Source organism: Thermococcus profundus (genome assembly GCF_002214585.1).
GTDB lineage: Archaea > Methanobacteriota_B > Thermococci > Thermococcales > Thermococcaceae > Thermococcus > Thermococcus profundus.
In genome coordinates, this window is the sequence record NZ_CP014862.1 from 1,854,122 (window position 1) to 1,868,370 (window position 14,249).

Here is a 14,249-nt window from a genome sequence, read left to right on the forward strand (position 1 = left end):
AATTTTTTATTTTGAATGAGCAAGCCTTTCAGAAGCTCCAAAATTGATCTTAACGTGCGCTCGGGATTCATGAATTTCCAGAAAAGTTTCTTGTGGAGCCCCGGGCGGGGTTTGAACCCGCGACCTGCCGCTTACCAAGCGGCCGCTCCACCAGGCTGAGCCACCGGGGCGTCGATGATACGATGAAGACGACCATTTATAAATTTTTCTCTTGCTTGAACTTCTCGACCAAGCCCTCAAGGACGTCCTTGAACTTGGCCGCGTCGATCCACTTTATACCCATCTTCTGGGCCCACGTCAGTATACCCACGTCAGCCGAAACGATGGTGGCATCAAGCTCCTTGGCAAGCAGAATGAGCTCAAAGTCCTCCTTGCTGTCGACGATGCCCTCCCTGAGGGCCTTTCTGTAGTTTCTCCTGAGCTTTTGGATAATCTTATCCACGTTGTCAGTCTCAATCACGCTCTCCCTCACTGCCTTCTCGGCCACGCGGAGCCCCTTGTCTATCCTCCTGCGCACGTCATCTATCAGCTCGTAGACCACAAAAGCAGGGATTTTAATGTCATGAACGTCGGGGGGCTTTCTCACAACGTACAGCTCGAACTCAGGGGAAACCTCATCCTCCTCAACGAAGTTCATGATTTCCCTGTAGATTCCGGGGGGCATGTAGAACTCAACCTTACCGAAAAGCTTCGCAGCGTAGGTCAGAAACGACTTAAGGGCCTCTGTGGGTGTGTCCCCGAAGGAAGAGCGTATCTCCGGATTGACGAAAATGCTGGTGTCAAGGACGAACCTCATCGCCATCACGTTAATACTACAGTTCCAAGGTTTAAAACGGTTGGCAGGTTTCACGAAACATTCCAAAATCTTAAGTATGGGAATGTCCAAGATGTTACGGAGGTGAGGGAATGAGAAGGGGACAGGCGGCTATAGAATATCTCCTGATGATAGCGGTCGCTCTTACAATGGTACTAATTGTGATACGATTCATAAGACAGGCCGCTGAGCAGGCAGGAAAAACCATAAACGATACAGCCAAGACCATATCCGAGTACCTGAACGAAGGGGTAAGCAACGCTGGGGAGGGTTAGCGTTTCAATCCATAGGATATGCCAGAAGCTTTTCCCAAACATAGCCAATGGACAAGACCCAATTTCGGCAATTCCAACACTGGGGATAGGATATCCCGAATTTAAGGATGGGAAAGGGGCCGTTTCCGAAAACTTTATATATCTCCGCATGCTTAAAATAAAGTGCAGTGACAATTCAAACCAATGGATGGAGGTGTAAGAAATGGCTGAGTTGCCGATTGCCCCGGTTGACAGGCTTATAAGGAAGGCCGGTGCCCCGCGCGTTAGCGAGGAGGCCGCCAAGGTTCTCGCCGAGCACCTTGAGGAGAAGGCCATCGAGATAGCCAAGAAGGCCGTTGAGCTCGCTCACCACGCGGGCAGGAAGACAGTCAAGGCCGAGGACATCAAGCTCGCTATAAGGAGCTGATGTCTCTTCTTTCCTTTCTCTTGACTTAAATTAAAAATTTAAAAATTCAATAAAGGACGATCCTTTTGACATCAATCCCTTCTCCGCTCACACCTAGAACCGCAAAAGATGGATCATCGTACCTCGGAAAAGTCGGGGATCCCGGGTTAACAAGCCATACTCTTCTCCCGTGAAGGGAAACGATGTCGCTGTAGAACCTGTGAGTGTGTCCAAAGACGAGGACGTCTGCACCTGCCTCAAGGGCTTTCAGGGCAAGGAAATGAGCGTTGAGAGTGAAGAACTGATGCCCGTGAAGGAGGAGCACCCTAATTCCTTCGACTTCAACGACCTTCTCCTCCGGAAGGGTAAGCTTGTCCACGTTCCCCCTCACCGCCAGGGTTGGCGCCATTTTTTCAAGCTCCTCAAGAACGGCAGGATCCGTAACGTCTCCTGCATGGAGTATTAAATCCGGCTTTTCCGCTGAAATCCGTTCCAAAAGAAGTGGTGGAAGGACCCTGGCTTTATCTCCCACGTGGGTATCGCTCAGGAGAACCACCCTCAAAACGAAACCTCCTCAGAGCGGAACCTTTATGTTGAGCTTCTCGACGAGCTCCTTGTACCGGTTCCTAACGGTGACCTCAGTGACGTGGGCCACCTCCGCGACTTCTCTTTGGGTCTTCTTCTCCCCCTCGAGGAGAGACGCCACGTAGAGCGCCGCCGCCGCAAGACCAGTGGGGCCCTTTCCGCTGGTTATCCCCCTTCTTATGGCCTCCTGAAGGATTTCCTTGGCCCGCTTTTTAGTTTTAGAGCTCACCGCAAGGGCATCGCCAAAGCGGTCAACGTAGTCTATGGGACTTGTTGGACGGAGGTTGAGGCCAAGACCCCTGGCCATGAAGCGATAGCTCCTGCCTATCTCCTTCTTCGTCACTTTGGAGACCCTCGCTATCTCATCGAGCGTTCTCGGTATGCCCTCCATCCTGCAGGCGGCGTAGAGTGCCGCAGAAACCATACCCTCTATCGACCGCCCCCTTATGAGCTTCTTCATAACCGCCTTCCTGTAGAGTGCTGCCGCGGCCTCCTTCACCCTCCTCGGAAGGCGCATCTGTGCCGCCATCCTGTCGAGCTCGCTTAAAGCGAAGGCGAGGTTACGCTCAGCGGCATCGTTTATGCGCATCCTCCTCTGCCACATGCGGAGCCTTCTCAGCTTGTTCCGGTACATGCCGGTTATCTGGTTCCCGTGTATGTCCCTATCGCGCCAGTCGATATCGGTGGAGAGACCCTTGTCGTGTATCATAAGTGTCATCGGCGCGCCGGTTCTGGCGCGTCTTGCGCGCTGGTCGGGATCGAACGCACGCCACTCAGGCCCATCGTCGACAATATTCTCCTCAAGAACATAGCCGCAGACCCTACAGACGAGTTCTCCCCTCGTTCGGTCATAGAAAAACTCGGTTGAACCACAAACGGGACAAACCCTCTTATCAGCCAAAGGTTCTCACCCCCTCTTCTTGGGGGCGGGGCGCCTGCCGCGTTTTCCCCTGCGGGAACGCGTTCCACTCTTCGCTTTCTTCTTTCTTGTATCAACGTATAGAGGGGCACCAACGTAGCTCTCCGGGCTTCTGACCCGGGGCTTCACGGCAACATAGGGAGCCTTAACCGGACCAAAAACATCCTTAACAACGCCCACAAAGTTGAGATCCTTGTCAACAACACGATCGTTAAGGTTGGGTACCCACTGGGTTCTCAGTATGAGAAACCCCTGCTTTGCATAGTGAGAAACTTTCCCAAGCTTCTTCATAGCCCCACCCCAAAAGGACATATCCTTTTAAAGTTTTCGCCCATACCGTTTATAAGCTTTTCGGTCATTTCCGAAAGGCTTTTATGGAGAAGCACTCTATATGTTAAATTTTGTAGTGCATTTCCCCGAAAGGAAAAGAAGCCATTCTCTCAGAGATCAACCGTTGTTAAACTAATTTGTGTCAAAAAAAGATTTAAAAATCACATATTTCACCAGGAATCAGTCAATACCGGAGGTGTCACGATGAGCTGGTTTGAAAACTACTTCGAGTTCGAGAAATACGGGACGAATATGAGAACTGAAATCCTGGCAGGAATCACGACCTTCATGACGATGGCCTACATCCTCTTCGTGAACCCTCTGATACTCAGCGATGCCATGGGTCAAAATGCATTCAACTCGCTCGTTGCCGTGACGGCCCTCTCCGCAGGCATAACAACAATAATAATGGGCCTCTACGCCAAGAAACCCTTCGCCCTCGCGCCGGGAATGGGTCTCAACGGTTACTTCACCTACAGCGTCGTCATCGGAATGGGCTACAGCTGGCAGGTGGCGCTCGCGGCGGTGTTCGTCGAGGGGCTCATCTTCATAGTCCTCAGCGTTACAAAGGTGAGGAGCGCCGTTATACACGCAATTCCAATAAGCCAGAAGTACGCTGTCGGAGCTGGAATAGGCCTCTTCTTGACGTTCATCGGTCTCAACGATGTCGGCTTTATAAAAGCCACTACCACAAACGGTGTTCTCCAGTTCACGGAGCTCAACTACTCCGCAATGGTCAGCAAACCCGGACTTCTCTTCCTCTTCGGACTGCTCTTCACGGCCATACTCATATCGTACCGCGTAAAGGGTGCACTGCTTATATCCATCCTGACGACATCCATCCTGGGCTGGATAACCGGGGCGGCCCCATGGCCCCACCACCTATTCTCCACCCCTGACATAAGCTACACCTTCCTCAAGCTCGACCTCAAAGGGCTCCTCAACGTCGGGGCCCTCGGGGTAATATTCGCCTTCTTCATGGTCGACTTCTTCGACACCCTGGGCACGGTGACCGGGCTGAGCGCCAAGGCCGGCTACCTAACCAAGGAAGGGAAGGTTCCCGATGCAGAAAAGGTCCTCCTCACCGACGCTATAGGAACCACCCTCGGGGCACTCCTAGGAACATCCACAGTAACCACCTACATCGAGAGCGCAGCCGGAATAGAGGAAGGAGGAAGGACTGGAATGACCGCCCTGGTCGTAGGGCTCCTCTTCCTCGCAATAGGACTCTTCATAGCCCCATTGGCACAGTCGATTCCGGCCTTCGCAACGGCCCCGGCGCTCGTGATAGTGGGCTACTACATGATGAGCACGATAAGGGAAGTGGACTTCGGCGACCCAGCCGAGGCGATCCCGGCTTTCCTTGTCGTGATGTCAATACCCTTCACATATTCCATATCGGCTGGAATAGGCCTCGGCTTCATAAGCTACACTGTGATAAAAGCATTCAAGGGAGAATGGATGGAGGTGCACCCGCTTATGTGGGTGCTGGCGGGGATCTTCGCGGCGTACTTTGCCTACCTCGGAGGAGCGTTTTGATTTAGAATCAGGGATCAAATTGAGGGGGTTAAATCATTCCCCCCGTTCCTCCAGTTTCCCTTTTACGAACTGTTTTATGACGTAGGGACACTGGCTCTGAACGAACTCGGCGAACTCCTTCATGCGCTTTACGGTTATCTCGTGAACGTAGTGCTCGAACTGACACGCGTCCTGCTCGGCAACCTCGGGTGGTATCCCGAGTATTTCAACGAAGAACTTAGTGAGGAGCTGGTGCTTTGCGTAGGTCTTTTCCGCTATCTCCCTTCCTTTCTCGGTCAAAAGAATTCTGTCGTACTTCTCGTACTCCACAAGACCCTTTTCGCTGAGCTTCTTAAGGGCGTCCACAACGCTGGGAGGCTTTACCTTCATCATCTTGGCTATGTCTTTGACCCTTATGACGCCTTTGTTCTTGTGGAGCAGGTACATGGTCTCAAGGTACTCCTCCTCGCGCTTGCTTACCTCCAACGGCCTCACCTGTGTTAGGATAGCCAAAAATGTTTAAGTAGTTTTCGGAGATCACGGAACAACGTCGATCTCCAGCGGGTTGCCCTCACTGTCGTAGGCCACTACATCCGCAGCGGAATAGGGGTAGCATATTATCAGATGAACGCCACCGAATTTTGAGAAGAACCAAAGATCCTGGGGGGAAGGAGAGCATACATGGTCAGGATGGGAGTGAACGGTTCCCTTTATCTCCTCATCGAGGGGGAGCATCCAGGTATTAAAAAAAGCAGAAGTCCGTCCGAAGTGTCCCCCAGGGGCTATTAAGACCTCCTCAAAAACTCCGCCCTTCTCACGGAGGAAACCCGCGAATTCGTTTGGGTAGAAGTCCCTCGCCAGTTCGAGGAGGTACTCCAGAAGCTCCTCCCGTATTCTAACTCTCTCGATCACGAAGTTCACCTCAAAAATTAAATGGTCAGAGGACCGCTATGCACTCCACCTCCAAGTCGACTCCCTTGGGAAGGTTTGAGACCTCCACAACGGCCCTGGCGGGCTTGGATTCAGTGAAGAACTCGGAGTAGACCCTGTTGAACTCCCCATACTTCCCAATGTCCCTGAGATAAACCGTCACCTTGACAACGTTCTCGGCACTCCCTCCAGCACCTTCAACGACCGAGAGGAGATTTTCAAGGGTTCTCCTGACTTTCTCCTCAAAGGTCCCCTCGATGAGCTCCCCCGTTTCAGGGTCAACGGGTATCTGGCCAGAGACGAAGAGGAACCTGCCGGAGGCCAGTATGCCGGGACTGTACGGTCCAATCGGGGCGGGGGCCCCTTTAGGGGTTACGGTTTTCTTCTCCATTTTCATCACCTCAGCGAAGCGAAGACTCCTCATCGGTTGCCCTCAGGTGTCCTCGGCCTCATCATTTCTTTTCCAGGTATTTCTCAAGGCTCTTCGCAGGGACATCAAGGGGCAAGCCTAGCACTTCAAGGGCCTTTCTGAGGGCGTAGATTCTGGCGTGCCCCTCGAACTCACCGGGGGCAAACGAAGACGGCTGGAAATGGAGGTACTTTTCAACAACCGCTGGAATCTCGGACTTCTTCACTTTCTTAAAACCAGCGAACCATTCGTTTATTCCATCGATGTCTATGCCAGCGTAGGCGGGTATCTTGAGCGTCGTGGTTTCGTTGATGCTAGCTAGCAGTCTGGCCACATCGACCATGGGCGTTGCGTCGTCTATTATGAGTCTCTTTACAACTATCCACTTCGCGTGCTTGGCCGTGAAGTTCACGTGATCGTCCGCGAAGGGAAAGACGATCTTAACCTCCCCCAGCGAACCCTCGGGATAGGAGACAGTTTCGAATTTAGACACCGTCATCCTAACCAGAAGGGCCTTGGCAGCATCTACCAGGAGCTTCTTGAGCTTCTTATCCTCCTCAAACACAAGCCCACCAAGCTTTCTAGCTGTCCCAGGGGACTTGAGCGCAACTACTGCCTTCGCAAGGTCGTCCCCCGCGAGCTCCTCGGCGAGGCTCATTATCCCCGCCACGTTCATGACGCCCGTAAGGTATTCCGGGATCTTCGAGTTAACCGTGTTCGAGATCTGGGCAAGGAAGTGAGCCACCTTTAGGGGATCGTCCATATCAAGGAGCTTGTCAGCGACCTTCCAGTTCCCGTGCTTTGCCGTGAACATTATGTGATCTTCCACACCCCTCGGCATGATCTCCACCGAATTAACATAGATTCCGAGGTATTTTAGCTTTTCCTCGGAAGTCTCAACGGTCCAGCGGAACGTTAGAAGAGGAAGATAAAGTTATAAGCCGGCCGGGATATCCACCATCAGAGGGAGAAACAGGAACAAGAGGGATGAGCATGGAGGATGAGAAACCCTTCACCTCCAGCCAAAACGGCGAGACGATCGATCTGGGGATCGATTTTTCGACGACGGAGGAGATAAAGGTACCTGAGAAGCTCATAGACCAAGTCATCGGTCAGGAGCACGCGGTCGAGGTCATAAAAACCGCGGCCGGCCAGAGAAGGCACGTCCTCTTAATAGGCGAGCCCGGAACCGGAAAGTCAATGCTCGGACAGGCGATGGCTGAGCTCCTGCCGACGGAAAACCTTGAGGACATCCTGGTGTTTCCCAATCCGGAAGACGAGAACATGCCGAAAATAAAGACCGTCCCCGCGTGTCAGGGCAAGAGGATCGTCGAGAAGTACAGGGAGAAGGCCAAGAGCCAGGAGAGCATCAAATCGTACCTTCTCCTCGCAGTGGTCTTCATGGTAATGATGGCCGTCATGATAGACTACAACACCACCAACTTTCTCATGGGACTTTTCGTGATAATCCTCACCATGATGGTCCTCTCCAACATGAGGATGAGGACGAGCGTTCTAGTACCCAAACTCCTCATCGACAACTGCGGAAGGAGAAAGGCACCCTTCGTCGATGCAACGGGCGCACACGCGGGTGCCTTACTGGGCGACGTGAGGCACGACCCGTTCCAGAGCGGCGGCCTCGGAACACCGGCCCACGAGCGCGTTGAGCCCGGCATGATCCACCGCGCAAACAAGGGAGTTCTCTTCATAGATGAGATAGCAACTCTGAGTCTCAAGATGCAGCAGAGCCTCCTCACAGCTATGCAGGAGAAGAAGTTCCCGATAACCGGCCAGAGTGAGCTCTCCAGTGGAGCTATGGTGAGAACGGAACCCGTTCCCTGTGACTTCATCCTCGTCGCGGCCGGAAACCTCGACACAGTTGACAAGATGCACCCGGCTTTGCGCTCCCGTATAAGGGGCTACGGTTACGAGGTCTACATGAGGACGACGATGCCCGACACGCTGGAGAACAGAAGGAAGCTCGTCCAGTTCGTTGCCCAGGAGGTTAAGAGGGACGGCAAGATACCGCACTTCACGAGGGAAGCTGTGGAGGAGATAGTCAGAGAAGCCCAGAGGAGGGGCGGGAGGAAGGGGCACCTCACACTCCGCCTCCGTGACCTCGGAGGTATCGTCAGGGCCGCAGGAGACATAGCCGTCAAGAAGGGCAAGAAGTACGTCGAGAGGGAAGATGTACTTGAGGCCATGAGGATGGCGAAGCCGCTCGAAAAACAGCTCGCAGACTGGTACATAGAGAACAAGAAGGAGTACCAAGTCATAAAGACAGAAGGCGGGGAGATAGGCAGGGTCAACGGACTAGCTGTTATAGGGGAGCAGAGCGGCATAGTCCTCCCCATAGAGGCCGTTGTCGCTCCGGCGGCGAGCAAGGAGGAGGGCAAGATCATAGTCACCGGAAAGCTCGGGGAGATAGCGAAAGAAGCAGTCCAGAACGTCTCGGCCATAATCAAGCGCTACAAGGGTGAGGACATCAGCCGCTACGACATCCACGTCCAGTTCCTCCAGACCTATGAGGGAGTCGAGGGTGATTCGGCCAGCATAAGCGTTGCCACAGCAGTCATATCGGCTCTCGAAGAGGTACCAATAAGACAGGACGTCGCTATGACCGGTTCCTTGAGCGTCCGCGGTGAGGTTCTGCCCATAGGAGGAGCAACGCCCAAGATAGAGGCGGCTATAGAAGCGGGCATCAAAACGGTCATAATACCCAAATCAAACGAGAAGGACGTCTTCCTGGGTCCAGACAAAGCTGAGAAGATAAACATCATCCCAGTTGAGACCATTGATCAGGTACTTGAGATAGCACTGGAAGACTCAAAGAAGAAGGAGGAGCTACTCAGGAAGATAAGGGAGAGCCTGCCGCTAAGGAAGGCTTAACCCCCCTTCACTCTTCTATTATCAAATAAGCCTTTTCCAGCTCAATCGGGAGACCAAGGGCCCTAAGTCTGCCCTGGGAGGACTTTAGAGCCTCCGAGACCATCGAGGTAATGGCTGAGGTCGAGTCTTTTCCTTCTTTCTTAACACGCACGACGACCTTGTGGCCGTTCAGCCCAGGCATGAGGCCCACATCGAGAAGAGCAAGGCCCTTCAATGACCTCAGTGAATCACGAATCACAGACGCGGCCTTTCTGAGGGAAATCCCCTCAGAACTCTTCGTGCTCTTAATGTTCTCTGCTATCTTGTCTATCCCCGCCTCCTTGAGCATTCTTTCGACTTCCATTTCCAGGGCACTGCGGTTCACTTTGAGCCTCTCAGACCCCTGAGAGCCCCCCCGAAGGGATATCTCCACGATCTCTCCTCCCCTGAACGTAAACCCGGAGACATCGACTTTAACAGAGGGCAACTTAGTTACCCGTTTGAACTCTCCCCTAACCAGAACCCGGGTCTCAAAGCCCGTCTCCCGTGAGAGGATCTCCGAGGCAATCCTGCGCAGTTCGTCCCCGGGGGATTCCAGGACTGTGTAAGCACTTACCTTCGCGGTGATCCTCAGGATGTCCCTTCCAGTAACCCCCTGCCTGAGGGAACCTGAGAGTTCAAGGGATTCAATGGCTATCCCTCTGGAGTAGGCCCTCTTAACTATCCTCTGAACTGTGCTTTCAATTTTAAGGGCCGCTGAAGGGGGAAGATCCGAGAACCCCGTGGAGTAGGAGAAGGTTACGGAGTTCGGGGATGAGGGAGGCACTGGTTCGGGCGAAGGGCTGTTCAGGAGATCCAGAAACTCAAACTTATCAAGCTCGTAGAGCTCGACTTTGGAAAGAACCCTTGGAAGAGTGTTCACCAGGGGAAACCTCTTCCCGACACCATCTATAAGCATGATGCGCGTCCCATCTGCCTTCAGCAGGTACAGCTTTGATGGAAGACCCTTGATTCTAGAGTCCAACTCCTCAAGGGTGATTTCAGGGAGTTCCAAAACTTTACGCATGGTATCACCGCCAGGGATACTCCATTCCCCCGTATTGTAAAACTCTAAGAATTTAAAGATTTCGCAGATCGCTGGATTACTAGGTATAGAAGTGATATGCAACTAAATAAAGTTTTTTTGACCTAATTACCTTGTAATTTTGATTCATAATGGTGTGAATATCTGCTAGAAAATTAGGAATTTCTTCAATTTTTCATAACTTTATGGAACATAGCGAGTAAGATGAAACCAACATGTTGAAAATTTTCCGAAAATCTTATAACTGAGACCCGAGTAAGTATCTCGATGGCAACTCACGGGGGTAGCGACATGAGAGGAAAGGTTAAAATTGATCCGATAGACGTCAAGATAATCAAACTCCTGTCAAAAAATGCACGGATGACCTACAAAGAGCTGGCCGAAAAGCTCGGAACCACAAGACAGAGGATATCCCGCAGGATGGAGAAGCTGGAACGCACGGGGGTCGTTCAGAAGTACACGGTGGTTCCCAACTTTGACCTCTTAGGATACTCACACCTTATCCTTGGAATAACCGTGAGGGCAGGAACTCCCATCGACGAGATCGTGGAAAAGCTGAAGACCAACGAGCACGTAATGATAATCCAAAAAGCCCTGGGAACCCACAACCTAGTATTGCATGTGATAGCCCCCAAAGACATGAAGGAGATCCAGGATATAATCGAGTCCATATCCAAGGATATCCCCGGCATAGAGCACATGGACGTGACGTTCATCACCGAAACCTGCAAGTACGAGCTCTTCTGACTTTTCATTTCACTTTCTACCCCGGAATTTATAGCCAGAATCATACAAAACGTTCGTTAATAGTCGAGGGAAAGAGTAATAAGGAATTACTCAGCATCAACCAAACAAAAGAGGTCTCAATCAGACTGCTTTATTCAGGCCCCAGAGGTGACAACAATGCAAGGGACGATTCCCCCACTCATCGGTGGAACCATGATGGCACTGATGGGGTTCGGGGCGTATAAAACAAAGGCCCTCGACGGAAAGGGCAGCCTCTTCTCAGTCGTTTTTGGTCTTGCCGTGCTCTATTTGGGTGGACTCTACCCGTTTCTGGCGATGTTAGCGTTCCTCATTATGGGTGTTCTCGCCACAAAGCACAGGTTCGAGGACAAAGTCCGCCTCGGCTTCTCATCGAAGAACGAAAAGGTCAGGGGCATCGGAAACGTCCTCGGAAACGGATTCGCCGTCCTGATTTTCCTCGTAGTCGAGATGATAACCCGGCAGGATACCTTCTGGGCCGCCACCTTCTCCGCGATAGCCACGGTAAACGGGGACACCCTCGCGAGCGAGCTTGGAAAGATCTACGGCAAAAGACCAAGGTTGATCACGAACCTCAGGCCCGTAAAACCCGGCACCAACGGGGGGATCTCCCTGGAGGGGGAGATCTTCGGCCTGCTCGGAGTCCTGGCTATAATCCCCTTCGCCCTTCCTCTCACCGCGTACAAGCTTCCAATGACGCTGGCAATAATCATCGGAGGCCTCGCTGGGGTTAACCTCGACAGTTTGATAGGGGCCACCCTCGAAAACAGGGGAATAACCGACAACAACTCCACGAACTTTCTCGCCTCCCTCCTGGGCGGCCTCGCTGGGGCCTTAATTTTCACCCTCATCGGCGGATGATGACTACGGCGGATTCCCGAGGGGTGAGGAGGACCTTAGGGTCTGACGCCTCAATCCTTATTCTTCAGGTATTCCTCATAAACCTCCCACAGCGAGACCAGAGCGGCCGGAATGCCGTGCTCCGTTGCGAAAGTCATGTAGGGGGCGAGATCTACAACGTAGTCTGCAAAGCGGAAGAGACCCCTGGGAATTCCTTCTCTTGAACCCACGAAGACAACGACCTCTTTGGCCTTGTACATGTCCCTCGCCAGTTCCTCCTTCACCTGAGCGAGGGTTGGCCCCTTGGGATCAGTGATTATGAGCAGTCTTTTACCCCTGCGCTTATCCCTAATCACCTGGTACAGGTCCCAGACGCTCACCGGGACCTTCTCGACCTTCCAGGGATACGCGTCCTTCTGTATTCTGTACCTGCTCTCCTGCCCAACCCTAACGCCCTTTATGAATTCGGCGAGCTCAAAGGCGTCCATCTTCTCCTTGGGGGCTATGATGAGTTCTTTGACCTCAAAGGCCTGGGCGGCCCGGCCGATCTTTTCACCGAACGTGCGGCAGGCCTTGTAGTCACCCCAATAGGGCATCTGAACAATGGTGAGCCTGTGGAAGAGCTTTCTAGCATCTACCTTGTCGGGCGTGAACTTCCTGAACTCCTCACCGGGGATTACCGAAATGTAGGCCTTGTCCCCGATGATCTCGACCTGAACAACCTTGTCGGGCCAGCTCAGATTCACGTCAGCATTCGTTAGCTCCTGAATCCGCGCACCGAGAGCCCTGTTGACGTCAAGGCTCGAAAAGCCGTGTTTGCCGCGCCTCTTGGTCTTAACCGCGAAAGTCTCGTCTTCACCGATCAGGGGAGCTATCTTCTCGGCGGTGGTTACTATAGCTTCAAGATCCGCGGGAACCTCCGCGAGAACTGGCAGAACGCGCTCCACCTCTGGAATATCAAGGATCTTCTTTTCAGCGTCTTCATCTCCACTCTCAACTATCACAAGGCCGTAGTATCCAAAGGGAGACGCCAACACCTCGGCATCGGAGAGGGATTCCCTTATGTAGTTGGCAGCGACGCCCTCCATGCCCCTCTGTGTCTTCACAAGAAACTTCCTCGACCCCATTTCACACCACCGGCTCCACTTATGCGGAGGGTTTATAGACCTTTGGAGGCTCAGAAGAGATATAAGCTTTTTATACAAGCAGGACAAAAGATCGCAGGGGTGATGATGATGAAAGCTTACATAGCGGAGAACGTCAGGGGCGTCTACGCCTTTGACGGGGACGGCAACCTCATCGCGAGCAGGCCCTTCACCGGGAAGCCGGAGGTTAGCCTTGACAGACTTCTGAAGGGCGAGCCGACCGATGAGCTTCTCGAGCTGATTGAGGAGCTGAACGAGAAGGGCTACACCGAGTTCGTGGTTGAGGACACGGAACTCGCGAGGGGCCTCAAGGAGCTCGGATATAGCACGACTGCCGAGTTCCCGAGCGTGGCCGGGGAGAGGCTCCGCTCGAACCCGGAGGAGTTTTTGGGAGAGAAGTGGTTCGACGAGTACTTCAGCGTTGGTGTTTCTCTTACGAGGCTCCGCATACAGGAGCAGAGCGGCGCTCGCGATAAGATGATAATCCAGGCCATAGAGGCGCTGGATGATATAGACAAGGTTACCAACCTCCTAGTTTCAAGGTTGAGGGAGTGGTACGGCCTCCACTTCCCGGAGCTTGACGAGATACTCCCGAAGCACGAGCAGTACGTTGTCTTCGTTGCCAGCATCGGCGCGAAGGAGAACGCCACCGAGGAGAAGCTCAAGTCCCTCGGTCTGCCGGATGCCAAGGTCGAGAAGATACTCAACGCGGCCGAAAAGTCGATGGGTGCCCCCCTAGGAAAATTCGACGAGGACATCATCAGGAAGCTTGCGAGAGAGATAAACGACCTCTACAAGCTCAGGAAGCAGATAGAGGACTACCTCGAGACGGCGATGGACGAAGTGGCGCCGAACCTCAAGGCCCTCGTTGGTGCTAAGCTGGCCGCGAGACTCATGAGCCTTGCAGGTGGGTTAAGGGAGCTGGCCATAATGCCCGCCTCGACCATACAGGTCCTCGGAGCGGAGAAGGCCCTCTTCAGGCACCTCAGGAGCGGGGCAAAGCCGCCCAAGCACGGCGTCATCTTCCAGTATCCGGCAATAAACCGCTCGCCCTGGTGGCAGAGGGGTAAGATAGCGAGGGCTTTAGCTGGAAAGCTGGCCATCGCCGCGAGAGTGGACTACTTCTCCGGAGAATACATAGCTGAAGAGCTGAAGCAGGAACTCGAGGCCAGGATTCAGGAGATAAAGCAGAAGTATCCGAACCCGCCCAAGAGAAAGGCCAAACCTGAGAAGAAAAAGAAGGAAAAGAAGAGGTTCAAGGAGAAGAAGGGCAAGGGCAAATCAGAGAAGGGCAGGAAGTTCGAGAAGAAGGAGAAGTCCAGGGGCAAGAAGGACAAGGGCGGCAAGAAAAAGAAGAAGGGGAAGAAGTCCAAGAGGTGATG

General features: G+C 53.0%; 17 protein-coding genes and 1 tRNA gene. 7 read left to right on the plus strand and 11 right to left on the minus strand.

Annotated elements, in window-relative coordinates:
• Positions 1 to 93: 93 nt before the first annotated feature.
• Positions 94 to 170 (minus strand) — tRNA-Thr (locus A3L09_RS09855).
• Between the two features lie 26 nt (positions 171 to 196).
• Positions 197 to 796 carry an RNA ligase partner protein gene (locus tag A3L09_RS09860; protein ID WP_088858786.1) on the minus strand — a complete coding sequence of 200 codons (600 nt, stop codon included), beginning with the start codon at positions 794 to 796 and terminating at the stop codon, positions 197 to 199.
• 110 nt (positions 797 to 906) lie between these two features.
• On the opposite strand from A3L09_RS09860, the gene A3L09_RS09865 reads away from it, so the two are divergent.
• Positions 907 to 1,089: a class III signal peptide-containing protein gene (locus A3L09_RS09865; RefSeq protein ID WP_088858787.1), complete on the plus strand. Its 183-nt coding sequence runs from the start codon at positions 907 to 909 to the stop codon at positions 1,087 to 1,089.
• Positions 1,090 to 1,291: 202 nt separating this feature from the next.
• Positions 1,292 to 1,495, plus strand: a complete 204-nt coding sequence (gene hpkB, locus A3L09_RS09870) for an archaeal histone HpkB (protein ID WP_088858788.1) — start codon at positions 1,292 to 1,294, stop codon at positions 1,493 to 1,495.
• Between the two features lie 46 nt (positions 1,496 to 1,541).
• On the opposite strand, the gene A3L09_RS09875 is transcribed toward hpkB, so the two are convergent.
• The 3 genes from A3L09_RS09875 to A3L09_RS09885 are packed head-to-tail and all read right to left on the minus strand — an operon-like array spanning position 1,542 to position 3,269.
• On the minus strand, positions 1,542 to 2,030 hold the full coding sequence (locus A3L09_RS09875) for a metallophosphoesterase (RefSeq protein WP_335755360.1): 489 nt from the start codon (positions 2,028 to 2,030) through the stop codon (positions 1,542 to 1,544).
• Between the two features lie 18 nt (positions 2,031 to 2,048).
• Positions 2,049 to 2,960, minus strand: a complete 912-nt coding sequence (locus tag A3L09_RS09880; protein ID WP_088858790.1) for a transcription initiation factor IIB — start codon at positions 2,958 to 2,960, stop codon at positions 2,049 to 2,051.
• Between the two features lie 6 nt (positions 2,961 to 2,966).
• Complete coding sequence (locus A3L09_RS09885) at positions 2,967 to 3,269, minus strand: Gar1/Naf1 family protein (RefSeq protein WP_088858791.1); 303 nt, start codon at positions 3,267 to 3,269, stop codon at positions 2,967 to 2,969.
• A 243-nt stretch (positions 3,270 to 3,512) separates the two neighbouring features.
• Here A3L09_RS09885 and A3L09_RS09890 point away from each other — a divergent pair, with 243 nt between their 5' ends.
• Positions 3,513 to 4,847: an NCS2 family permease gene (locus tag A3L09_RS09890; RefSeq protein WP_088858792.1), complete on the plus strand. Its 1,335-nt coding sequence runs from the start codon at positions 3,513 to 3,515 to the stop codon at positions 4,845 to 4,847.
• A gap of 33 nt (positions 4,848 to 4,880) precedes the next feature.
• On the opposite strand, the gene A3L09_RS09895 is transcribed toward A3L09_RS09890, so the two are convergent.
• The 4 genes from A3L09_RS09895 to A3L09_RS09910 form a co-directional block, all read right to left on the minus strand.
• Positions 4,881 to 5,312, minus strand: a complete 432-nt coding sequence (locus A3L09_RS09895; protein WP_088858793.1) for a metal-dependent transcriptional regulator — start codon at positions 5,310 to 5,312, stop codon at positions 4,881 to 4,883.
• 51 nt (positions 5,313 to 5,363) lie between these two features.
• Positions 5,364 to 5,738, minus strand: coding sequence for a Mov34/MPN/PAD-1 family protein (locus A3L09_RS09900; RefSeq protein WP_088858794.1), 375 nt, complete (start codon positions 5,736 to 5,738; stop codon positions 5,364 to 5,366).
• A gap of 25 nt (positions 5,739 to 5,763) precedes the next feature.
• On the minus strand, positions 5,764 to 6,147 hold the full coding sequence (locus tag A3L09_RS09905) for a Rid family detoxifying hydrolase (protein ID WP_088858795.1): 384 nt from the start codon (positions 6,145 to 6,147) through the stop codon (positions 5,764 to 5,766).
• Positions 6,148 to 6,208: 61 nt separating this feature from the next.
• Positions 6,209 to 7,006 (minus strand): DUF2666 domain-containing protein, encoded by a 798-nt coding sequence (locus A3L09_RS09910; protein WP_088858796.1) that lies wholly within the window; start codon positions 7,004 to 7,006, stop codon positions 6,209 to 6,211.
• Between the two features lie 152 nt (positions 7,007 to 7,158).
• Here A3L09_RS09910 and lonB point away from each other — a divergent pair, with 152 nt between their 5' ends.
• Positions 7,159 to 9,054: an ATP-dependent protease LonB gene (gene lonB / locus A3L09_RS09915; RefSeq protein ID WP_088858797.1), complete on the plus strand. Its 1,896-nt coding sequence runs from the start codon at positions 7,159 to 7,161 to the stop codon at positions 9,052 to 9,054.
• Between the two features lie 7 nt (positions 9,055 to 9,061).
• Here lonB and A3L09_RS09920 read toward each other — a convergent pair whose 3' ends face one another.
• Positions 9,062 to 10,099 carry a hypothetical protein gene (locus tag A3L09_RS09920; protein ID WP_088858798.1) on the minus strand — a complete coding sequence of 346 codons (1,038 nt, stop codon included), beginning with the start codon at positions 10,097 to 10,099 and terminating at the stop codon, positions 9,062 to 9,064.
• Between the two features lie 309 nt (positions 10,100 to 10,408).
• On the opposite strand from A3L09_RS09920, the gene A3L09_RS09925 reads away from it, so the two are divergent.
• Together A3L09_RS09925 and A3L09_RS09930 are read left to right on the plus strand one after the other, a co-directional pair.
• Entirely contained in the window at positions 10,409 to 10,864 is a 456-nt protein-coding gene (locus A3L09_RS09925; protein ID WP_088858799.1) for an Lrp/AsnC family transcriptional regulator, read from the plus strand.
• A gap of 156 nt (positions 10,865 to 11,020) precedes the next feature.
• Positions 11,021 to 11,743 (plus strand): DUF92 domain-containing protein, encoded by a 723-nt coding sequence (locus tag A3L09_RS09930; protein ID WP_088858800.1) that lies wholly within the window; start codon positions 11,021 to 11,023, stop codon positions 11,741 to 11,743.
• Positions 11,744 to 11,793: 50 nt separating this feature from the next.
• On the opposite strand, the gene A3L09_RS09935 is transcribed toward A3L09_RS09930, so the two are convergent.
• Entirely contained in the window at positions 11,794 to 12,849 is a 1,056-nt protein-coding gene (locus A3L09_RS09935; protein WP_088858801.1) for an SPOUT family RNA methylase, read from the minus strand.
• A gap of 108 nt (positions 12,850 to 12,957) precedes the next feature.
• Between A3L09_RS09935 and A3L09_RS09940 the strand changes: the two genes are divergently transcribed.
• Complete coding sequence (locus A3L09_RS09940; RefSeq protein ID WP_088858802.1) at positions 12,958 to 14,247, plus strand: C/D box methylation guide ribonucleoprotein complex aNOP56 subunit; 1,290 nt, start codon at positions 12,958 to 12,960, stop codon at positions 14,245 to 14,247.
• The last annotated feature ends 2 nt before the right edge of the window (positions 14,248 to 14,249 follow it).